The 19,808-nt window shown below is 58.8% G+C and carries 18 protein-coding genes, 1 pseudogene and 1 riboswitch; of the genes and pseudogenes, 11 read left to right on the forward strand and 8 right to left on the reverse strand.

The genetic code is table 11. The features are described 5' to 3' along the window. Positions 1 to 62 precede the first annotated feature (62 nt). Positions 63 to 350, forward strand: a complete 288-nt coding sequence (locus ACYZT0_RS01200; protein ID WP_133840274.1) for a PA4642 family protein — start codon at positions 63 to 65, stop codon at positions 348 to 350. A 147-nt stretch (positions 351 to 497) separates the two neighbouring features. Here the strand turns inward: ACYZT0_RS01200 and mqo are convergent, their stop codons facing one another. Then, a complete protein-coding gene (gene mqo, locus ACYZT0_RS01205) occupies positions 498 to 2,006 on the reverse strand; it encodes a malate dehydrogenase (quinone) (protein WP_462044296.1) in 1,509 nt (502 codons plus the stop codon). 740 nt (positions 2,007 to 2,746) lie between these two features. Beyond that, on the reverse strand, positions 2,747 to 2,980 hold the full coding sequence (locus tag ACYZT0_RS01210) for a hypothetical protein (protein ID WP_462044297.1): 234 nt from the start codon (positions 2,978 to 2,980) through the stop codon (positions 2,747 to 2,749). Positions 2,981 to 3,185: 205 nt separating this feature from the next. On the opposite strand from ACYZT0_RS01210, the gene ACYZT0_RS01215 reads away from it, so the two are divergent. Together ACYZT0_RS01215 and ACYZT0_RS01220 are read left to right on the forward strand one after the other, a co-directional pair. Then, the gene (locus ACYZT0_RS01215; protein ID WP_033061281.1) at positions 3,186 to 3,770 is read left to right on the forward strand and encodes a YajG family lipoprotein; all 585 of its coding nucleotides are present in this window, start codon (positions 3,186 to 3,188) and stop codon (positions 3,768 to 3,770) included. Positions 3,771 to 4,155: 385 nt separating this feature from the next. Next, on the forward strand, positions 4,156 to 4,440 hold the full coding sequence (locus ACYZT0_RS01220) for a hypothetical protein (protein WP_462044298.1): 285 nt from the start codon (positions 4,156 to 4,158) through the stop codon (positions 4,438 to 4,440). Between the two features lie 65 nt (positions 4,441 to 4,505). On the opposite strand, the gene ACYZT0_RS01225 is transcribed toward ACYZT0_RS01220, so the two are convergent. Then, positions 4,506 to 5,669 carry a 1-acyl-sn-glycerol-3-phosphate acyltransferase gene (locus tag ACYZT0_RS01225; protein ID WP_462044299.1) on the reverse strand — a complete coding sequence of 388 codons (1,164 nt, stop codon included), beginning with the start codon at positions 5,667 to 5,669 and terminating at the stop codon, positions 4,506 to 4,508. A 142-nt stretch (positions 5,670 to 5,811) separates the two neighbouring features. Between ACYZT0_RS01225 and ACYZT0_RS01230 the strand changes: the two genes are divergently transcribed. Genes ACYZT0_RS01230 through ACYZT0_RS01240 form a run of 3 tightly spaced genes read left to right on the forward strand, consistent with a single transcriptional unit; the run spans position 5,812 to position 6,923 of the window. Further along, positions 5,812 to 5,994, forward strand: a complete 183-nt coding sequence (locus ACYZT0_RS01230) for a CPXCG motif-containing cysteine-rich protein (protein WP_461966071.1) — start codon at positions 5,812 to 5,814, stop codon at positions 5,992 to 5,994. A 9-nt stretch (positions 5,995 to 6,003) separates the two neighbouring features. Beyond that, positions 6,004 to 6,264 carry a putative signal transducing protein gene (locus ACYZT0_RS01235; RefSeq protein ID WP_054045627.1) on the forward strand — a complete coding sequence of 87 codons (261 nt, stop codon included), beginning with the start codon at positions 6,004 to 6,006 and terminating at the stop codon, positions 6,262 to 6,264. A 35-nt stretch (positions 6,265 to 6,299) separates the two neighbouring features. Then, a complete protein-coding gene (locus tag ACYZT0_RS01240; protein ID WP_462044300.1) occupies positions 6,300 to 6,923 on the forward strand; it encodes an SOS response-associated peptidase in 624 nt (207 codons plus the stop codon). A 157-nt stretch (positions 6,924 to 7,080) separates the two neighbouring features. Here the strand turns inward: ACYZT0_RS01240 and ACYZT0_RS01245 are convergent, their stop codons facing one another. Then, a complete protein-coding gene (locus tag ACYZT0_RS01245; protein ID WP_408980615.1) occupies positions 7,081 to 7,923 on the reverse strand; it encodes a methyl-accepting chemotaxis protein in 843 nt (280 codons plus the stop codon). 12 nt (positions 7,924 to 7,935) lie between these two features. Next, a pseudogene (locus ACYZT0_RS01250) lies at positions 7,936 to 9,339 on the reverse strand (methyl-accepting chemotaxis protein); the annotation flags it as partial. Positions 9,340 to 9,496: 157 nt separating this feature from the next. Here ACYZT0_RS01250 and ACYZT0_RS01255 point away from each other — a divergent pair. Then, positions 9,497 to 10,315: a M48 family metallopeptidase gene (locus tag ACYZT0_RS01255; RefSeq protein WP_462044301.1), complete on the forward strand. Its 819-nt coding sequence runs from the start codon at positions 9,497 to 9,499 to the stop codon at positions 10,313 to 10,315. Positions 10,316 to 10,433: 118 nt separating this feature from the next. Here the strand turns inward: ACYZT0_RS01255 and ACYZT0_RS01260 are convergent, their stop codons facing one another. The 3 genes from ACYZT0_RS01260 to ACYZT0_RS01270 form a co-directional block, all read right to left on the reverse strand. Further along, positions 10,434 to 11,015, reverse strand: a complete 582-nt coding sequence (locus ACYZT0_RS01260; RefSeq protein ID WP_462046485.1) for a TMEM165/GDT1 family protein — start codon at positions 11,013 to 11,015, stop codon at positions 10,434 to 10,436. A 91-nt stretch (positions 11,016 to 11,106) separates the two neighbouring features. Further along, positions 11,107 to 11,231: riboswitch (yybP-ykoY riboswitch) on the reverse strand. Between the two features lie 51 nt (positions 11,232 to 11,282). Beyond that, the gene (locus ACYZT0_RS01265) at positions 11,283 to 12,281 is read right to left on the reverse strand and encodes a methyltransferase (protein WP_462044302.1); all 999 of its coding nucleotides are present in this window, start codon (positions 12,279 to 12,281) and stop codon (positions 11,283 to 11,285) included. 33 nt (positions 12,282 to 12,314) lie between these two features. Next, a complete protein-coding gene (locus ACYZT0_RS01270; RefSeq protein ID WP_462044303.1) occupies positions 12,315 to 13,280 on the reverse strand; it encodes a 2-hydroxyacid dehydrogenase in 966 nt (321 codons plus the stop codon). A gap of 92 nt (positions 13,281 to 13,372) precedes the next feature. Here ACYZT0_RS01270 and ACYZT0_RS01275 point away from each other — a divergent pair, with 92 nt between their 5' ends. The 4 genes from ACYZT0_RS01275 (at position 13,373) to ACYZT0_RS01290 (ending at position 19,601) form a co-directional block, all read left to right on the forward strand. Beyond that, a complete protein-coding gene (locus ACYZT0_RS01275; RefSeq protein WP_462044304.1) occupies positions 13,373 to 14,002 on the forward strand; it encodes a LysE family translocator in 630 nt (209 codons plus the stop codon). Positions 14,003 to 14,251: 249 nt separating this feature from the next. After that, positions 14,252 to 15,934, forward strand: coding sequence for a fatty acid--CoA ligase (locus tag ACYZT0_RS01280; protein ID WP_462044305.1), 1,683 nt, complete (start codon positions 14,252 to 14,254; stop codon positions 15,932 to 15,934). Between the two features lie 336 nt (positions 15,935 to 16,270). Next, positions 16,271 to 18,208, forward strand: a complete 1,938-nt coding sequence (locus ACYZT0_RS01285) for a DUF1302 domain-containing protein (RefSeq protein ID WP_462044306.1) — start codon at positions 16,271 to 16,273, stop codon at positions 18,206 to 18,208. Between the two features lie 28 nt (positions 18,209 to 18,236). Further along, complete coding sequence (locus ACYZT0_RS01290; RefSeq protein WP_462044307.1) at positions 18,237 to 19,601, forward strand: DUF1329 domain-containing protein; 1,365 nt, start codon at positions 18,237 to 18,239, stop codon at positions 19,599 to 19,601. The last annotated feature ends 207 nt before the right edge of the window (positions 19,602 to 19,808 follow it).

Raw genomic sequence — 19,808 nt, forward strand, 5'->3', positions numbered from 1 at the left:
CCCGGCGTCAATCGAGGGGTAAACTGCCCGCCCCGTGAAATGTCTGCGAGCTGGAGTCGGCAATGCGTAAAGATAAGAAGCAAGTGATTGGTGACGAGATCGGCGATGAGCAGATCAAACTGTTCCTCGATTTCGAACCGGTCGACGCCACGTCGCCGTCGCTGCACAAACTGATCAAGGCCTACCGCGGCCTGCGCATTGATGACTTCGAGCGTTTTCTGACGTTCTTTGTCGAGGCCGGGTTTGATCTGGACGGCAAGGATGAGCACGGTAATGACTTCGTTGCCTTGATCAAAGATCAGCGCAACGCGGCTGAATATATCGAGCTGATCGCCAAGGCTCGCGGCTGAATCTCGGTCAGCCTGTGCCTGTAGGAGCAAAGCTTGCTCGCGATAGCGATCTCAAGGACGCCATCGCCGGCAAGCCGTGCTCCTACAGGTAGGCACAAAAAAACGCCCCGCTCTGAATGAGAACGGGGCGTTTTTTATGCGGCCGAATCAAGCGTAGCTTTCGGTCTCGTTGCTGGCTTCAACCAGTTCCAGCGCGACGTTGTTCTGCACATTGATCTTGCGATACAGCGCAGCGTCGGTTTCCAGAACCTTTTCCCGAGCCGGGAAGATTTCCGCCAACTTGGCAGCCCACTCACCGGAAGCTTTGTTCGGGAAGCATTTTTCGATCAGGTCCAGCATGATCGAAACGGTCACCGACGCGCCTGGCGAAGCGCCGAGCAGGGCAGCAAGGCTACCGTCCTTGGCCGCGACCAACTCGGTACCAAACTGCAGAATGCCGCCCTTTTTCGGGTCTTTCTTGATGATCTGAACCCGTTGGCCGGCCACTTCCAGGCGCCAGTCTTCGGCCTTCGCTTCAGGGTAGAAGCGCCGCAGCGAGTCCAGACGCTGTTCCATCGATTGCATCACTTCGCTGACCAGGTACTTGGTCAGGTCCATGTTGTTTTTGGCCACAGCCAGCATCGGGCCGATGTTGCCGGCGCGAACCGACATCGGCAGGTCCATGAAGGAACCGTGCTTGAGGAACTTGGTGGTGAAACCGGCATAGGGTCCGAACAGCAGGGACTTGTTGCCATCGACTACGCGGGTGTCCAGGTGCGGCACCGACATAGGTGGCGAACCCACGGCCGCCTGGCTGTAAACCTTGGCCTGGTGGTGCTTGACCACTTCAGGGTTGTCGCAACGCAGCCACTGACCACTGATCGGGAAGCCGCCGAAGCCTTTGCTTTCTTCAATGCCCGAAGCTTGCAGCAGCGGCAGTGCCGCGCCACCGGCGCCGAGGAACACGAATTTCGCGTCGACGTCACGCGAGTTGCCGCTGTTGACGTCCTTGATGCTGACGGTCCAGCCGCTGCCGTTACGCTTGAGGCCGGTCACGCGCTTGCAGTACTTGACCTGGGCATCGGGTGCGCTGGTCAGGTGCTTGAGCAGTTGATTGGTCAGGGCGCCGAAGTTGACATCGGTGCCGTTTATGACGCGGGTGGCGGCGACGACTTCGTCGGCCGGCCGGCCAGGCATCATCAGCGGCATCCACTCGGCCATGGTGGTCTTGTCTTCGGTGTATTCCATGTCCGAAAAGGCGTGGTGCTTGCTCAGCGTCTTGAAGCGCTCCTTGAGGAAGGAAACGCCATTGTCGCCCTGCACGAAGCTCAGGTGCGGCACCGGGCTGATGAACGTCTTGCACGAGCCGAATGTGCTTTTCTTGGTCAGATAGGACCAGAACTGCTTCGACACCTCGAACTGGGTGTTGATGTGCACGGCTTTCTTGATGTCGACGGTGCCGTCGGCGGCTTGCGGCGTGTAGTTGAGCTCACACAGCCCGGCGTGACCGGTACCAGCGTTGTTCCACGGGTTCGAACTCTCCGCGGCACCGGAATCCATCAGCTCGACGACTTCCAGCTTGATCGCGGGGTCGAGCTCTTTGAGCAGTACAGCGAGGGTGGCACTCATGATGCCGGCCCCAACCAGTACTACGTCGACTGCTTCGTTATGCGCCATTTACCGCGTCTCCAAAATCTGCAGCACCAAATTGTCGGCATGGCTGCCAGGCGTTCAGGGGTGTGTCAGTGATTCCCCAGGTATCCATGGCAGTATCGCCATGTCCGAATCTTCGCAATTTATCGCAACTTCGACGGACGCTACCGGCCGAGTCTAAAAGAGTTACATGAACTCACTTCAACGCGTGGCTGGCAATTCGACTTATGGTCGATACATCCGTTTGTGCAACCAAATCCGTAGAGGACAGGCTTCAGGCTCCGGTGTTCGAGGAATACTCGGTCCTGTGTCGTTGGGCTGTTTCAGACGCTAATGGTGCATATTCAGACGCAAAACTATTCATTTGCTCGCCACACTCTTGTGAAGTTGTGAAAACCCGTTTTTTTCACGCTCTTTTGAAGACGTGAACCTCAAAAAAGGGCTGTCCCAGCCTGGCACCGTGCCCGGATGGATTGCCGCCATGGGATACATGACAGGCAAAACGGGCAAACAGCTCAGTAACCGAGCGTAATGACAGCTCTGCAGATTCGCGAAAAGTGGGGGGTTTTGCTTAAGGAACAGCAAGCGCGCCAGCTTTACACGATCTGTGTGGGCGGCTCTCTGTGGGCGGTGCGGGGTGTCAATACAAGCGCATTGACGATGCTGCGAGGCCCGATCAGGAGACGTCCTTATAATCGGGGGGAGATTGTAGCGAAGAAACGCAGGGAAATGGTCGTGTTTAATGACTTTTATTAAGTGTTCGGTCAGGTGGTCAACAACTGATGAGCCCGCGCACGTGGCTGGCGCAGGCTGACACGGGCGTTAGGGGGCAGGGGATGGTGCAACCAATTGAGACGGATTTCTTCGATTTCGACCCAGCTATCACCCATGGGCTGGAGGCTGCACTGTTTGAAAGCCTGGCAGTGGCCGTTGCGGTCGAGCAGGGCGAAGCAGCGATGCAGAGGGCGTGGGGTAAACATCGAGCATAGGTAGCGCATGGCGAAGTACCTTGTGGGGTGACTGCTGTGAAGGTTGTCAGCGAGCCGTGACGAGCAAGTGTATGGGCGGTGACATATCTGTGACAGGAACCGCTTTCCCAAGGGTTTGTCAGACATTTCAGCAATTGCTGCGAGACGCTAGTTAGCGACAGTGGCCCACCGCTATACTGCGGGCCTGTTTGTGCCTGATTCTGGAGAGAAGCGCATGTTGCAACGCCTGTTGTTCGGTTTGATCACTGTGACCAGTTTGACGCTGGTCGGCTGCGCCCACAGCCCACAACAACTGAATCCGGAACCCAAGCTGACGACTCAGCTGGCCCCGGTCGGCCATGGTCAGCCGGTGGTGGTGCGTGTGGTGGACGGTCGTCCGTCGCCGACCTTGGGCACCCGTGGTGGCCTGTACCCTGAGACCAGCGCGATCACCGTGCAGGGCGCGCAGATTCTGCCGAAGTTGCAGGCTCAGGCTGAGGCGGCCGTGCGGTTGTTGGGCTTCACCCCAACCTCCAATGCACTGAATGCTCCGCAGTTGACCGTGACGCTGGCGGAGCTGAAGTATCAGTCGCCTAAAGAAGGCATGTATGTGACTGAGGCGACCATTGGCGCGACGTTCCGCTCCGATGTGCAGAATGCCAATCGTCGTTACAGCGGTCGGTACGGTGCGTCCCTGGATCAGCGTTTTGGCATGGCGCCGAATCAGGAGACCAACACCAAGCTGGTCAGTGATGTGTTGAGCGATGCGTTGACGCGTCTGTTCAAGGATCCGACGATTGGTCAGATTCTCGGCGAATAAGCTTTTGCTGGATTCAAAAATAAGCCCGGTGCCAGTGATGGTTCCGGGCTTTTTCATGCCTGCACCGCCGATCCCTTGTAGGAGCGAGGCTTGCCCGCGAAAGCGGTGTGTTAGCCGACATCAATGTTGAATGTGAGGCCGTCTTCGCGGGCAAGCCTCGCTCCTACAAGGGGGGCGGTGGTCAGGCGGCTTGGGAGTAAAATCCAGCACGCTCACCCCAGTCAACAAATCCGTCTCCGGCAAATCCGCATGTGACATAGGGCAATATTTGGTCAAATGGTTCGTTATTTGTCGGAAAGCAAGGGCAGGGGGCGAGGCTTTCGGTAGAATTCGCGCCGCGGTCGTCGGTTCGGCGTCTGCCACACCTGTTTTGCTGAGGTCCGTGATGTCGTTGCATTTGATTTCGCTGTTTACCAACCATCCCGCCAAGTTGATCAACCTGTTGGCCTTGCTGTTTGCCTTTCCGGGCGGCTGGTTGCTGCATGCCACTCGTCGCCGCGAACAGCGCGCACGGGCCATTCTCGAAGCGCACAGCCAAAGCCGTCGTATCGATGAACCGACGTTGTTGCTGGACGGCGCGACGTTGCGCATGAACCGGTTTTTCTATCGATTCGGTTTTGCCTGCCTGGGGTTGGCGCTGCTGGTGTCGTGGATCAGTACGCAGATCTGACAGCAAAAAAACGCAGCAATGAAAACGGCGCCCAAGGGCGCCGTTGTCGTATCCAGCCAAAAACCTTACAGCGCCAAACCTGCTTTCACGCGGTACTGATTGCGTACCGGCGTCGCGTATTGCAGCACCAGGAACGGACGATGTTTCTCAGGGCAAGCGTCAAGACGCTGTTGCCATTGCTCCTGAGCCTTGGCCAGTTCATCGGCCGCAAACACCTCAGCAGCTTTCGGGACCTGTAATTGCGGGTCGGCGTCTTTCCATTGGGCATAGGCCAGGTAGTGCACCGGGAACAGGCGGTAGCCGCCGAGGATCTGCCGGTCCATTTCGATCGCCAATTGCTTGGTGTCGTCGAACAGTTCGGTGATCGGCGAGGCGAAGTTTACGTGGACCCGGCCCTTGTAGCCGGTGATGCCCTTGGCGATGCTCACGTCGTCCTCGCCCGGCACTTTGCTGTAGCTGCCGGTGGTGGCGCGGATAAATAGCTCGCGAGCCTTGGCTTGATCGCACGGGTCATATTCGTAGCTGATCGACACCGGGGTGACGTTCAGCGAGCGGATGACCTCGCCGAACGGCTCGTCCTTGCGGCTCATGTGGAACATCTTGAGGATGGCCGACTCGGTGCGATCGTCGCCGTCCTTGGCCCGGCCTTCGGCCTGGGCGATCCAGATCGAGGCGCAATCGTTGCGGATCGAGTGGTTGATGTAGGCCGACAGCAGTTGATACGCCGCCATCTTCTCGCGGCGACCGGTGATCGAGCGGTGCACGATGAAACTCTTGTTCAGGCGCATCAGATCGCTGACGAAGGGCTTTTGCAGCAGGTTGTCGCCGATCGCGATGCGCGGTGTCGGCAGGCCTGCGTGGTACACGGCGTAGTTGACGAAGGCCGGGTCCATCACGATGTCACGGTGGTTGGCGATGAACAGGTAGGCGCTGCCGGACTTGAACTGCTCGACGCCGGTGTACGTCACACCGTCCGTAGCTCGCTCGATGGTGTGGTCGACGTACATCTCGACTTTATCCTGCAACGTGGCCACCGACGTGACGCCGGCGAACTCACGGCGCAGCCGATGAGCTATAAGAGGTTTGAGCGCCCAGCCGAAAGCACCGGCAAAACGCGGGAAGCGGAAGTGGATGAGGATATCTAGAAACGCCTTGTCGCCGAGCAGCCGGTCCAGCACCGCTGGGACTTCGCTGTCGTCGTACGGTCGGATGGCATCGAATTCGCCCATCATGCTCTCTTGTTAGAAACGGCTAGGGTAAGTAAAGGTTTTGATCGAAAACCAACGGGGCAGGGTCTGAAACGGTAGTCAGACAAAAATAGCCCTGCAAATAGACCGGCGATTATACGCACAAGTCACCTGGGAGACCGCGATGCTGGAAACTGCGCAGTATGAATGTCCGTATTGTGGTGAGGAGGTTGAGACAACTGTGGATCTGTCCGGGGGCGATCAGACCTATATCGAGGACTGTCAGGTGTGCTGTCGGCCGATAACGTTTGTGTTGCAGGTTCACGGAGAGGAATGGCATCTCGAAGTGTTCAGCGAAAATGAGTGAGGGGCGTCTATGCAGCGAATCTACGAGCCTGAAAACCTGATGGAAGGTGAGTTGCTACAAGGCATGCTGGCCAGCGAGGGCATCGAAGCGCATCTGGTGGGGCGTGATTTGCTCGGCGGCACCGGCGAATTGCCGATCTTCGGCCTGCTGGGTTTATCGGTCGATAACGACCAGGCCGAATACGCTCGGGAGCTGATCACTGCGTACAATGCCGCGCTACCGATGCCCGGTGATGAACCGGAGAGTTTTCCCGGCACGCTGGTCTGTTAGGCTGGCGTTCGTTTTATCAAGAGTCGTGTTGCCCCATGTGTGGACGTTATGCCCTGTTTCGCTGGAACCCCGCCTTCGCGGTCCTGTCTGGCTTCCCCGCCGATCAGCAGGCCCAGTGGAATATTTCTCCCAACGATTCGGTGCTGATGCTGCGCGCAGGCGTTGACGGTCAGCGTGAGTTGGTCCGGGCCCGTTGGGGTTTGACGCCGCCGTGGCTGACCGATTTGTCCCGCACACCAGCCCATGCCCGGGCCGAGACCGTTGCCGAACAACCGATGTTTCGCCAAGCCCTGCGCGAACGCCGCTGCCTGCTGCCGGCCAATGGTTTTTACGAGTGGCGCGGCACGACTCGTAAGCGTCCGTACTGGCTGACACCTGGGGAGGGCTCGACGCTGTTCTTTGCAGCGATCTGGGAAGCGTACCCGGTGCAGGAGCAGGTATGGCTGAGCACGGCGGTGATCACGCAGCCGGCGGCAAGTCAGCGCCGGCCGTTGATTCTCGATGCGGAGGGGCAGGAAGCGTGGCTCAATCCCGAAACGCCGTTGCACACTTTGCAGGCATTGCTCGCCCGTGAACCTGCTGCGTTGCGCGAACGGGTGTTGGCGAATTTGGTGAATGATCCGAAGCTGAATGGGCCGGAGTGTCTTACTCCCGGCTAACTGATGTGGTGTCCGTGCTGACGCCTTCGCGGGCAAGTCGGATCGCCGCACCGCTCGCTCCTACGGGTTTTGTGGCGTATTCAATGTCGTTGCCGACACAAATCCCGTAGGAGCGAGCGGTGCGGCGATCCGACTTGCCCGCGAAGAGGCCCTCGAATCAAACCTTGAACTGATTGATCAACCGCCGCTGCTGCTCAGCCAACTTGGTCAAATCCGCACTCGCCGCACTCGATTCATCTGCTCCACCCGCCACTTCATTGGCCACTTGCCCAATGTTGATCACGTTCCGATTGATGTCGTCAGCCACCGCGCTTTGTTCCTCGGCCGCACTGGCAATCTGCGTGTTCATGTCGTTGATCACCGACACCGCCTGAGTAATCGTCTCCAACGCCTCGGCCGCTTTCGCCGCATGCTGCACGCTTTCGTCGGTGCGGTTCTGGCTGTCTTCCATCACCCGCACTACATCGCGCGTGCCTTGTTGCAGCTGCTGAATCATGGTCTGAATTTCTTCAGTGGCTTTCTGAGTTTTCTGCGCCAGATTGCGCACTTCATCGGCCACCACCGCAAAACCACGTCCCTGCTCACCGGCTCGGGCCGCTTCAATGGCCGCGTTCAAGGCCAGCAAATTGGTTTGTTCTGCGATCCCGCGAATGGCGGTGAGGATTGCGTTGATGTTCTCGCTGTCCTTGGCCAGGGTCTGTACCACGCTGACGGCCTTGCCGATTTCCACCGCCAGAACGCCGATCGAGTTCGACGTATCGCGCACGATCTGCATGCCCTGGGCCGCCGCCTGATCCGCATGGCTGGCGGCTTGCGCAGCCTGGGTAGCGTTGCGCGCGACGTCCTGGGCGGTGGCGGTCATTTCATGCACCGCCGTGGCCACCTGATCGATCTCGGCCATTTGCTTGTGCACGCCGATGTTAGTGCGGATGGCGATGTCGGCGGTGTGTTCCGACGAGTCGCTGACGCTCTGCACCGAAGTCACCACCTGGGTGATCATCGCCTGCAACTTGGCCAGGAAAGTATTGAAGCCTTTGGCAATCGAGCCCAGTTCATCGGCACGGTCGCTGGTCAGGCGGCGAGTCAGGTCGCCTTCGCCTTGAGCGATGTCGTCGAGCATGGCGACCATCTGCTTCAGCGGCCGGGCAATGCCGTGGCCCACCAGCCAGATCACCAGCAAACCGATACCCGCGATCAACAAACCGACCATGGCCATGCCAAAGGTGTCGGACTTGCGCTGAGCGTCCAGATCGCCCTGAAGTGTTTGCAGGTCGGCCATCACCGCGTTCAGCGGCAGTTGCAGCATTAGGGTCCAGCGAGCGTCTGTCTGGCCGATGCCAAACGGCAGGTACAACTCGATCCGGCCCTGGGCCTTGTTGACGGTGTAGGTGACTTCACCGCGTTTGAGATTGGCCATGTTGGCGATCTGCTGGCTGTCGAGGATGTCGCTGACTTTCTCGCCGAATTTGCTCGGGTCCTTGGTGTAGGCAACGATCCGACCGTTTCCGCCGATCAAGGCCATAACACCTGAGCCGCTGTACAGCTTCTGATTCGCGCCGAGGAGCATTTCCTGAATGAAGTTCACCGACAAGTCGGCGCCGACGATGCCTTGAAAGGCCCCGTTGAGCATGATCGGTTCAATAAAGGAGGCGAGCATGACGATCTTGTCGCCGACCTTGTAGGGGGCCGGATCAATCACGCAGGATTTTTTGGTTTCTTTCGAGCACAGGTAGTACTCGCTGGCGCGCACGCCGGTGGACAGGGTTTTCTGGTCGTCGACGTCCACCAGTTTATCCAGTCCCAGGCTGCCGTCTTCGTTGCGGAACCACCACGGCAGGAAGCGGCCGTTGCTGGCGTCGATGCCGACCACCTTGGTGTCGACGTAGGCCGCATCGTTGTGATCGAGAGCGTTTTTTTCCCAGCCGACGTAGGTGCCGAGAATTTTCGGGTTCTTGGTGACGTTTTCCTTGATCAGGCTGATCAACTGCTCACGGCTCAGGCTCAACTGTGGCTGACCATCGGCGCCCGGTGTGCCGATCAATGCGTTGGCTCGCACCAGTCCGCCGGCAATCAGCAGTGGCGCTTCGAGTTCGCGCTGGATCTGGCTTACCTGGGTTTGCGCCAGTGACGTCAGGCGCTGTTCGATGACTTGCTCGAATTGTGCCTGGGTCCGCTCCTGGACCATGTCTTGTGTCCGTGCGCCAGAAAACAGCGCGTACAGCACCAGGGCTGCCACGACACTAAGAACGATGGCACCGGCGAGGGCTGCCACGGAAAACTGGATCGACTTGAATTTCATGGGTGCTCCGCACGCAAGAGGACGTCTGCGGTGTTGTATCGGCAGGGGTCTCGATGGCCATGAGCGGGGTTTGATGAATTGGCTGTTTTGTAGAAGTTGATGTCGCAAATGAATCATTGCGGGCCGTTATCGACCGCGAAGGGCGCTTTAAGTGAGTTTTTTTTCCTACGGTCATGAGAGCTTTGTCTGAAATGTGCGTCTACACCTCTGTTGTATCTGGCGCCGATACAATTCACCGCCTAGGATACCCGGCATGTTTTCAGGGAAATTTTTGATGAATAAGACATTGGTTTTGTGTGCGCTGAGCGCAGGTCTGCTGCTCGCGGGTTGTCAGTCGGTCAACACCACCAGCGGTGGCGCGGTGGGCGTTGAGCGCAAACAGTACATGTTCAGCATGCTGTCGACTGATGAGGTCAATCAGATGTACGCCCAGTCTTATCAAAAGACCGTCGGCGAGGCGAGCAATAAAGGCGTGCTGGACAAGACCAGTCGCGAGGCCAAACGTGTCCAGGCCATTGCCGACCGGCTGATTGCCCAGGCGCCGATTTTTCGACCGGATTCGGCCCAGTGGAAATGGGAGGTCAACCTGATCAAGAGCGACGAACTCAACGCCAACTGTGGGCCTGGCGGCAAGATCATTTTCTACACCGGCCTGATCGACAGCCTGCAACTGACCGACGATGAAATCGCCGCGATCATGGGCCATGAAATCGCCCACGCCCTGCGCGAGCACGGTCGTGAAGCAATGTCCAAAGCGTACGGCATCGAAATGGCCAAGCAGGGCGCCGGTGCCTTGTTCGGTCTGGGTCAGGACAGCCTGGCATTGGCGGACACCGTGGCCAACTACGGCATGACCTTGCCCAACAGTCGCTCCAATGAAAACGAGGCGGACCTGATCGGCCTGGAACTGGCCGCTCGCGCCGGCTACAACCCGAACGCGGCGATCACCTTGTGGGACAAGATGAGCAAGGCTTCGCAAGGTTCGCCGCCAGAGTTCATGAGCACGCACCCGGCGTCGGCCAGTCGGGTTGCTTCGTTGCAAGCGGCGATTCCGAAAGTCATGCCGCTGTACGAGAAAGCCAAGAAATTCTGACAGTTATGCGGTGAGGCCGCTGACGCCTTCGCGGGCAAACCTCGCTCCTACAGGATGTGATCCGTAGGAGCGAGGCTTGCCCGCGAAGAACGATTACGCGGTCTAACGACCTATTGCATCAAGCCCACCCGCTACTCTGCATCGCCTTGTACACCGCGACAATGGCGAGGATGAAGAACGCCGCCGCCGCCAGGCGACGGATCAGGGTGAGCGGCAATTTATCCGCGGCAAAGTTACCCGCCAAAACCACCGGCACGTTGGCAATCAACATCCCGGCGGTGGTGCCGATGATGACCAGCCACAGTTCCGGGTATTGCGCAGCGAGCATCACGGTGGCGACCTGGGTCTTGTCGCCCATCTCCGCAAGGAAAAACGCGATCAACGTGGTCAGGAACGGTCCGAACTTGCGGGCGGTGCTGGCTTCGTCGTCGTCCATCTTGTCCGGCACCAGGGTCCACAACGCGGTCGCGGTGAAGCTCGCGGCGAGGATCCAGTGCAGCATCGCGTTCGAGAAGAAACTACCGACCCAGGCGCCTACCGCACCGGCTGCTGCGTGGTTGGCCAGGGTCGCAGCGACGATACCGGCGATGATCGGCCAGGGTTTGCGAAAGCGAGCGGCGAGAATGAGCGCGAGCAGTTGCGTCTTGTCGCCGATTTCGGCCAAGGCAACGATTGCGGTGGGAACGAGTAGAGAGTCCAGCATCAGGGTTTTCCTAAGGGGCGGGTCGACACGGCTATGACACGTACAGCCTTCCCGCCCCGGGTAAGGTGTTCGTGTCATAGGTCTTGTCAAACCCTGCGATCCGGCTGATGCGGACGCTTGGGTCGCATACGCCATGGTCTGTTGACCAAGTATGTTGACGTATGCCGGACGAGCATGGCGCTCGTGGGAGACTACTCCCCTAGGACGGAGCGGATTCTGCCTAGACAAATCCGATTGGGCAAGCCTCTTTTTTAAAAAGAAAACCTAGCCGCGTTTGGCCCGATAGATTCTGAAACCCTGTCCTTCAGCCTTGATTGCGCACACCCCGAGGTGCTCTTCGATCAGCGGCTGGTACTTCAGGAAGCTGTTCGCCACCAAGCGCAGTTCGCCACCGTTTTTCAGATGTTTGGCTGCTTTTCGCAGCAAGTTCTCGGTAGCGAAGTAGTCGGTGTGAACGCCGACATGAAACGGTGGATTGCTCAGAATTGCACTCAAGCCCATCGGTGCAGCGTCGATGCCGTCTCCGGTAATGACGTCCGCTTCGAGGCCGTTAGCCGCCAGGGTCAGACGACTGCTGGCAGCGGCAAACGCATCCACATCAAGCAAGGTGACCTGGTTGTGTGGATAACGACGTTTCACGGCCGCTCCCAATACGCCCGCGCCACAACCGAAGTCCAGCAAGTGGCCGCTCGGCAATTTGTCCAGATGCTCCAGCAACAGCGCGCTGCCGCGGTCCAGTCGACCGTGGCTGAACACGCCCGGCAGGCTGATGACTTTCAACGGACCTTCGGCCAGCGGCAACTCATAAGTCTCTGCCAGGCTTTCCAGCGATTTGGCTTCTGGCGCAGTGGCCACGGTGACCTGCCAGAGCTGGCAATGCCGCGCGCTGTCGAGCTTGCGCGGTTTGCCGAAGGGGTTCAGTTGCTTGGCCGCGCCTTCGATGCCGCTGCGTTTTTCACCCACCAGATACAGCTCACGACCGGCCAGTTTAGAGGCGAGGGCGTTGAGGATGTAGTCGGTCAGGTCCTTGGACTTGGGCAGAAACACCACGGCAGTGTCGAACGCGCGCTCCGATACAGTCACACCGAAATGGCTGCGCTCGGCGAAGCGGGCATCCAACGCTGCTTGATCGCCGGCATGCCAACACCAGCCATGAGCGTCGGGCAGACGGCCCAGCAGGTCATCGGCGGGCAAACCGGCCAGCAGCACCGAACCCTGGAATAACTCAGCCTGACGAAGCAGTACTTCACTGCGCGGATCCATAATCTGCTCCCTGAAAAAAAGTGCCGCAGTTTATCAACTGACGACCCGCAACGCTTTATTGCTGAAGTATCCCTGAGCGTTTTCGGTCAACTGGCCCACGATTCGCTGCCGAGCCTCGCGACTTCCCCAGGCGTTGTGCGGGGTGACAATCAGCCGTGGAATGTCGTGGGCCAGCAGCGGATTGCCGGCGGTCGGCGGCTCGATACTCAGCACATCGGTGGCCGCACCCCCCAGGTGGCCGTTGCGCAAGGCGTCCGCCAGTGCCTGTTCGTCGATCAAACCACCGCGTGCGGTGTTGACCACGAACGCACCGGGTTTCATCGAAGCCAGCTCACGGGCTCCGATGAAGTGGCGGGTGTGTTCGTTGAGCGGACAGTGCAAGGTCAGCGCGTCGATCTGCGGCAGCAGCTCATCCAGTGGCAAACGATCCGGCCGTGCAGGGCGCCCGGGAATCTGGCCGAGCAGTACGCGCATACCAAAGGCTTCGGCCAGTCGGGCGACCGCGCCGCCCAGTTCGCCATGACCGAGCAGACCGAGGGTTTTGCCTTCCAGTTCGACAATCGGGTAATCCAGCAGACAAAACTGTTTCGCCTGCTGCCAGCGACCTTCGCCGACAGCCTTTTGATAATCGGCCAGGCGCGTTGCCAGATTGAGCAGCAACATGATCGTGTGCTGCGCCACCGACGGCGTGCCGTAACCCTGGCAGTTGCAGACGGTAATCCCGTGGGCGCGGGCAGCCGCGAGGTCAACGTTGTTGGTGCCGGTGGCGGTGATCAGGATCAGCTTCAGCTCGGGGCTGGCAGCGATGGCGGCGGCATCGATCAGGATCTTGTTGCTGATGGCGACGGTGGCGCCCTTGAGGCGTTCGATCACCTGGTCCGGCGTGGTCTGGGCGAAAAGCTGTAAGTCGCTGAAACACTCTTGCAGCGGGCTGAGGTCGAGGTCACCCAGGTCCAGGGACGGGTGGTCGAGGAAAACGGCGCGGTGAGTGTTCGTCATCAACTGTACCTTTTGTGCAGTGAACTGAAGGCGTAATCTGCCGAGCCTACCAGATGAAACAAACAGTTACGCTTGGCCAAAAGGATCCCCCCATGTACTGGACAGAGTTTTTGACCGTTGCCCTGATTCACCTGCTGGCCGTGGCCAGCCCCGGCCCGGACTTTGCCGTGGTGGTGCGTGAGAGCGTGACCCATGGTCGTCAAGCGGGTACCTGGACGGCGCTGGGTGTCGGCACGGCGATTTTCCTGCACGTTGGCTATTCGCTTCTAGGCATTGGCCTGATCGTGTCCCAGTCGATCGTGTTGTTTAATGCCCTGAAATGGGCTGCCGCCGCGTATCTGCTGTACATCGGCTTCAAGGCCTTGCGAGCACAGCCGGCCCAACCTGCGGCGGAAGATCTGCACAAGGAAGCGGGTGAGCGCACTGCTCGCGGCGCCTTCACGTCGGGTTTCGTGACCAACGGTCTGAACCCGAAAGCGACGCTGTTCTTCCTCTCGCTGTTTACCGTGGTGATCAATCCGCATACGCCACTGGCGGTACAGGCTGGCTACGGCGTCTACCTCGCGGTGGCCACCGCTGTGTGGTTTTGCCTGGTGGCGATGCTGTTTAGCCAGCAGCGCGTGCGCGCCGCTTTTGCCCGGATGGGCCACTGGTTCGACCGGACCATGGGCGCGGTACTGATCGCCATCGGTGTCAAACTCGCGTTTACCGAGATGCATTGATCGAACGATCGCAACCCTTGTAGGCGCTGGCTTGCCAGCGAAGGCGGTGTGTCTGGCGAACCGCGTCGTCTTATTCGCCAGCAAGCCGGCTCCTACAAAGGAGTGAGTCGGCGAATTCGTGCAAATGCTGGCGCAAAGCTAGCATTTGTCCGATGTTACAAATCATTCCTTTGGCTGATTTGGCGGGCGTCCAAGGTCACTAAAGTGCTTACTTTCAGCCACGACCGTGCAGTCAGAAAAAGGACTCTTATGTTGCAGACTCGCGTTATCCCCCCAGCCGAAGGCGCTTACCAGTATCCGCTGCTGATTAAACGGCTGCTGATGTCCGGCGCTCGTTATGAGAAAACCCGCGAGATCATCTACCGTGACCAGTTGCGCTACAGCTATCCGACCCTGATTGAACGTGTTGCAAGGCTGGCCAACGTGCTGACGGCGGCCGGCGTCAAGGCCGGGGATACCGTGGCGGTGATGGACTGGGACAGCCATCGTTATCTGGAATGCATGTTCGCCATCCCGATGATCGGCGCGGTGATCCACACCATCAACGTGCGCCTGTCGCCGGAACAAATCCTCTACACCATGAACCATGCCGAGGACCGCTTTGTGCTGGTCAACAGCGAGTTCGTCGGGTTGTACCAGGCCATTGCCGGGCACTTGACCACGGTGGAGAAAACCCTGCTGCTGACCGACTTGCCTTCGAGTCCCGCCGACTTGCCGAACCTGATCGGCGAGTACGAACAGTTGCTGGCGGCCGCGAGCACGCAGTACGACTTCCAGGACTTCGACGAAAATTCGGTCGCGACCACGTTCTACACCACCGGCACCACCGGTAATCCCAAAGGCGTGTATTTCACCCATCGGCAACTGGTGCTGCACACCATGGGCGTGTCGACCATCATGGGCGCCATCGACAGCGTGCGTTTGCTGGGCACCAACGACGTCTACATGCCGATCACCCCGATGTTCCACGTGCACGCCTGGGGCCTGCCGTATGTGGCGACCATGCTCGGGCTCAAGCAGGTCTATCCCGGTCGTTATGACCCTGAATATCTGGTGGAGCTGTGGCGCAAGGAGAAGGTCACTTTTTCCCATTGCGTGCCAACCATTCTGCAAATGCTCCTTAATTCGAAGGCCGCGCAAGGTACCGACTTTGGTGGCTGGAAAATTGTGATCGGCGGCAGTGCGTTGAACCGCACGTTGTACGAAGCCGCCAAGGCCAATGGCATTCAGCTGACCGCCGCTTACGGCATGTCGGAAACCGGACCGCTGATCTCGTGCGCGCACCTCAACGATGAGCTGATGGCCGGCACCGAAGACGAACGCACCACGTATCGGATCAAGGCCGGTGTGCCAGGACCATTGGTGGAAGCGGCGATCGTCGATACCGACGGCAACTTCCTGCCCGCCGATGGTGAGACCCAAGGCGAACTGGTGCTGCGTGCGCCGTGGCTCACCGAGGGCTATTTCAACGAACCGCAAAAGGGCGCCGAGCTCTGGGCCGGGGGCTGGCTGCATACCGGTGATGTAGCGACCCTGGACAGCATGGGTGTGATCGATATTCGCGACCGAATCAAAGACGTGATCAAGACCGGTGGCGAGTGGATCTCCTCACTGGACCTGGAAGACCTGATCAGTCGCCACGTGGCGGTACGCGAAGTAGCAGTGGTGGGGATCGCCGATCCGCAGTGGGGCGAGCGTCCGTTCGCACTGCTGGTGGTCCGCGAAGGCCATGTGATCGGGGCGAAGGAGCTGAAGGAGCACCTCAAGCCATTCGTGGAATTGGGACACCTGAGCAAGTGGGCCATCCCGAGCCAGATCGCTCTTGTTACTGAAATTCCCAAGACCAGTGTCGGCAAGCTCGACAAGAAGCGTATTCGCGTCGACATCACCGAATGGCAAGCCAACAACAGCACCTTCCTCTCGACGCTTTAAGCGTCATTTGGCGTGCCCGAAAGGGCACGCCAGCCCCACCAAGCAAGCGCTTGGCTTGTTTAATCTGAATTTTCAGCCATCCTTGCCGGGCCGATGGGTGTCGGCTTGGCAAAGGACTGTTCCAGAGTGGCTGGCAACTGCAAATCACACTTTAGAGGGATCAAGCAGTACTACCTGCTGGCTATAGTCCGCTCAAGGATTTTTAAGAACGGAGCAAACGCACAAAACGGGGCGATGCATCTTTGGAATGACTTAGGGACCCTTTGGCTCCCTGTCATCCACAGCGTTTTTAGAAGTGCTCACTGCCATAACAATAATGCACATGGAGTAGCGTCGATGACATCAGTAAACCAGTTCTGGCGCCGGGCTAAACTGCCCCTGGCGGTCAGTCTTGCCTCTACGCTCGCCGGGCCAGCATTCGGCGTCAGTTTCAATGTTGGTGAAATCGAAGGTCAGTTCGACTCGTCTCTCTCCCTGGGTATGAGTGTTTCGACCCAGTCGCCGAACAAGAACCTCATCGGTGTCAACAACGGAGGGCATGGCCTGTCCCAGACTTCCGATGACGGTCACTTGAACTTCAAGAGTGGGCAAGCCTTTTCGAAAATCTTCAAAGGCATCCATGACCTTGAACTGAAATATGGCGACACCGGTGTCTTCGTGCGGGGTAAATACTGGTACGACTTCGCGCTGCAAAACGAAGACCTGGAATTCAAGAACGTCAGCAATGACGGCCGCAAGGAAGGCGCCAAGTCCTCAGGCGGTCAGATCCTCGACGCCTTCGTCTACCACAACTACTCCGTTGCCGATCAGCCAGGCTCCGTGCGTTTGGGCAAGCAAGTAGTGAGTTGGGGCGAAAGTACCTTCATCGGCGGCGGTATCAACTCGATCAACCCGATCGACGTCTCCGCGTTTCGTCGCCCCGGCGCCGAGATCAAGGAAGGCCTGATCCCGGTCAACATGTTCTACGTCTCGCAGAGCCTCACCGAGAACCTCTCGACCGAAGCCTTCTACCAGCTCGAATGGGACCAGACCGTTACCGACAACTGCGGCACCTTTTTCTCGCAACCGGACGTGATTTCGGATGGTTGCGACAACAACCTGGCCGTACTGCGCACCCGTAACGGACTCAACAGCGCATTGACGGCTGCGAGGCTGCCGGCTTCGCTGCGTAATGCCACGATCAACACACTCGCTGCCAGGGGCGTGACCTGGGGTGACCCGGATGAAGGTGTCATCGTTCGTCGCGGTCCGGATCGCGATGCCCGTGACAGCGGTCAATTTGGCGTGTCCTTCAAATACATGTTCGATCCGCTGGACACCGAGTTCGGCGCCTACTTCATGAACTACCACAGCCGTGCGCCGATTTTCAGCGGCAAAGGTGCTCCGGCGAGCGCTTACAGCGCGGCGGGCCTGGTGGGCTCGCTGGTGGCCAGGGGTGTTCCTCTCGCTGTCGCGCGTAACCTGGCACCGACCTTGTTGCCATTGAATGTGGCCGGTAACTCCAGCTACTACGTCGAGTACCCTGAAGATATTCGCCTGTATGGCTTGAGCTTCTCCACCACGTTACCGACAGGTACTGCGTGGAGTGGTGAGGTCAGCTATCGGCCGAATGCGCCGGTTCAGCTCAACACCACCGACATTCTCTTTTCCGGTCTGACGCCTCTGAACCCTAACGTTTCCGTGCTCCAGGGTACGCCAGGGCAGGATCAAAAAGGCTATCGCCGCAAGGAAGTGACCCAGCTCCAGACGACCCTTACTCACTTCTTCGACCAGGTGATGGGCGCCGAGCGACTGACCCTGGTGGGCGAGGTCGGCTTTACTCACGTTGGCGGTCTGGAAAGCAACTCCAAAGCGCGTTACGGTCGTGACCCGAGCTACGGCCCTGGCCCATTGCCGAGTGGTCAGTGCGTGGCATTGAACACCTCTACCCTGGCAGGCGGCGCGCAAAACAACGTGAGCCGCTACTGCGAAAACGACGGATTCACCACCGCAAACTCCTGGGGTTACCGCGGTCGTGCCATCTGGGAATACAACGACGTATTTGCCGGTGTGAACCTCAAACCGAACGTGGCCTGGTCCCATGACGTTGAAGGTTACTCGCCAGGCCCTGGCGGCAACTTCGAGGAAGGTCGCAAAGCGGTCAGCCTGGGCGTTGATGCCGAATACCAGAACACCTACACCGCAAGCCTGGCGTACACCAACTTCTTCGACGGCAAGTACACAACCGTGGATGACCGCGACTTCGTTGCGCTCAGCGTCGGCGTGAACTTCTAAGCACTGTATTTTCAGGACGAACACACATATGAAAATAACCAAGAGTCTGTTCCACATCGGTGTTTTGGGGCTTTCGCTGCTGGCGACCGGTGTCATGGCGGCGGTCCCTGCGGCCGAAGCGGACAAACTGGGCAAGAGCCTGACCCCGATGGGCGCCGAGATGGCGGGCAACGCTGACGGGTCTATCCCGGCCTGGAAACCGATGGCGAAAAACGCCGGCAACGTCGACGGCAAAGGCTTCCTGTCCGACCCATTCGCCAGTGAAAAACCGCTGTTCACCATCACTGCGCAGAACGTCGACCAGTACAAGGACAAGCTCGCACCGGGCCAGTACGCGATGTTCAAGCGCTACCCGGAAACCTTCAAGATGCCGGTTTACCCGTCCCATCGCGGCGCCACCGTGCCGGATGCCGTGTTTGCCTCCATCAAGAAAAACGCCACCGCCACTAATCTGGTGTCCGGCGGCAACGGTCTGGAGAACTTCGAAACCGCAGTTCCATTCCCGATTCCGAAGACCGGCGTCGAAGTCATCTGGAACCACATCACCCGCTATCGCGGTGGCAGCGTGACCCGTCTGGTGACCCAGGCCACGCCGCAGCCGAACGGCTCGTACAGCCTGGTGTACTTCCAGGACCAGTTCGTGTTCCGCGACAAGATGAAGGATTACGATCCGGCGAACCCGGGCAACATCCTGTTCTACTTCAAGCAGAAAGTGACCGCGCCGGCACGTCTGGCCGGTGGGGTGCTGCTGGTGCACGAAACCCTCGACCAGGTTAAAGAGCCGCGTTCGGCGTGGGTCTACAACGCCGGTCAACGTCGCGTGCGTCGCGCGCCACAAGTGTCCTATGACGGGCCGGGTACTGCGGCGGATGGCCTGCGTACTTCCGACAACCTGGACATGTACAACGGCGCGCCGGATCGTTACGACTGGAAGCTCGAAGGCAAGAAAGAGATGTACATCGCCTCCGACAGTTACAAGCTCGACTCGCCTCAACTCAAGTACGACGACATCATCAAGGCCGGTCACATCAACCAGGACCTGGCTCGTTACGAGCTGCGCCGGGTCTGGCATGTGGTGGCGACCTTGAAGGAAGGTCAGCGTCACATCTACGCCAAACGCGACTTCTACATCGACGAAGACACCTGGCAAGCAGCGGTGATCGACCACTACGACGGTCGTAATCAACTGTGGCGTGTGGCGGAAGCTCACTCCCAGAACTACTACAACGTTCAGGTGCCGTGGTACACCCTGGAAACCTTGTACGACCTGCAATCGGGCCGCTACCTGGCACTGGGCATGAAGAACGAAGAGAAATCGGCGTACGACTTCGGCTTCACCGCCACCACCAGCGACTTCACTCCGGCCGCGCTGCGCCAGGAGGGTGTTCGCTAAGCGGTACTGAACAGAGGCCGCATCCTCGAGAAACGCCCCGACTGGTTCGGGGCGTTTTTTTTAATTTCATAACGATCGTTGTAGGTAAGCTCGGATCAGGCGGATACCTTTGCTTGTATTATTTTTGTAGCCATTTGTAGCAATAACCTTCATTCCCTCTTCGTTTACCGCTAGGCTGCGGACATCTGCAACGCCGCCAACCGCCAT

Source organism: Pseudomonas sp. ZS1P83, from assembly GCF_054897825.1.

Bases quoted from the DNA above. Each gene is read 5' to 3' on its own strand.
- ACYZT0_RS01230 (WP_461966071.1), top strand. From the start codon at position 5,812: ATGCTGGAAACTGCGCAGTATGAATGTCCGTATTGTGGTGAGGAGGTT.
- ACYZT0_RS01200 (WP_133840274.1), top strand. From the start codon at position 63: ATGCGTAAAGATAAGAAGCAAGTGATTGGTGACGAGATCGGCGATGAG.
- ACYZT0_RS01275 (WP_462044304.1), top strand. From the start codon at position 13,373: ATGTACTGGACAGAGTTTTTGACCGTTGCCCTGATTCACCTGCTGGCC.
- ACYZT0_RS01240 (WP_462044300.1), top strand. From the start codon at position 6,300: ATGTGTGGACGTTATGCCCTGTTTCGCTGGAACCCCGCCTTCGCGGTC.
- ACYZT0_RS01290 (WP_462044307.1), top strand. From the start codon at position 18,237: ATGAAAATAACCAAGAGTCTGTTCCACATCGGTGTTTTGGGGCTTTCG.
- ACYZT0_RS01235 (WP_054045627.1), top strand. From the start codon at position 6,004: ATGCAGCGAATCTACGAGCCTGAAAACCTGATGGAAGGTGAGTTGCTA.
- ACYZT0_RS01280 (WP_462044305.1), top strand. From the start codon at position 14,252: ATGTTGCAGACTCGCGTTATCCCCCCAGCCGAAGGCGCTTACCAGTAT.
- ACYZT0_RS01265 (WP_462044302.1), bottom strand. From the start codon at position 12,281: ATGGATCCGCGCAGTGAAGTACTGCTTCGTCAGGCTGAGTTATTCCAG.
- ACYZT0_RS01215 (WP_033061281.1), top strand. From the start codon at position 3,186: ATGTTGCAACGCCTGTTGTTCGGTTTGATCACTGTGACCAGTTTGACG.
- ACYZT0_RS01225 (WP_462044299.1), bottom strand. From the start codon at position 5,669: ATGGGCGAATTCGATGCCATCCGACCGTACGACGACAGCGAAGTCCCA.
- ACYZT0_RS01255 (WP_462044301.1), top strand. From the start codon at position 9,497: ATGAATAAGACATTGGTTTTGTGTGCGCTGAGCGCAGGTCTGCTGCTC.
- ACYZT0_RS01220 (WP_462044298.1), top strand. From the start codon at position 4,156: ATGTCGTTGCATTTGATTTCGCTGTTTACCAACCATCCCGCCAAGTTG.
- ACYZT0_RS01210 (WP_462044297.1), bottom strand. From the start codon at position 2,980: ATGCGCTACCTATGCTCGATGTTTACCCCACGCCCTCTGCATCGCTGC.
- mqo (WP_462044296.1), bottom strand. From the start codon at position 2,006: ATGGCGCATAACGAAGCAGTCGACGTAGTACTGGTTGGGGCCGGCATC.
- ACYZT0_RS01285 (WP_462044306.1), top strand. From the start codon at position 16,271: ATGACATCAGTAAACCAGTTCTGGCGCCGGGCTAAACTGCCCCTGGCG.
- ACYZT0_RS01270 (WP_462044303.1), bottom strand. From the start codon at position 13,280: ATGACGAACACTCACCGCGCCGTTTTCCTCGACCACCCGTCCCTGGAC.
- ACYZT0_RS01245 (WP_408980615.1), bottom strand. From the start codon at position 7,923: ATGATCACCCAGGTGGTGACTTCGGTGCAGAGCGTCAGCGACTCGTCG.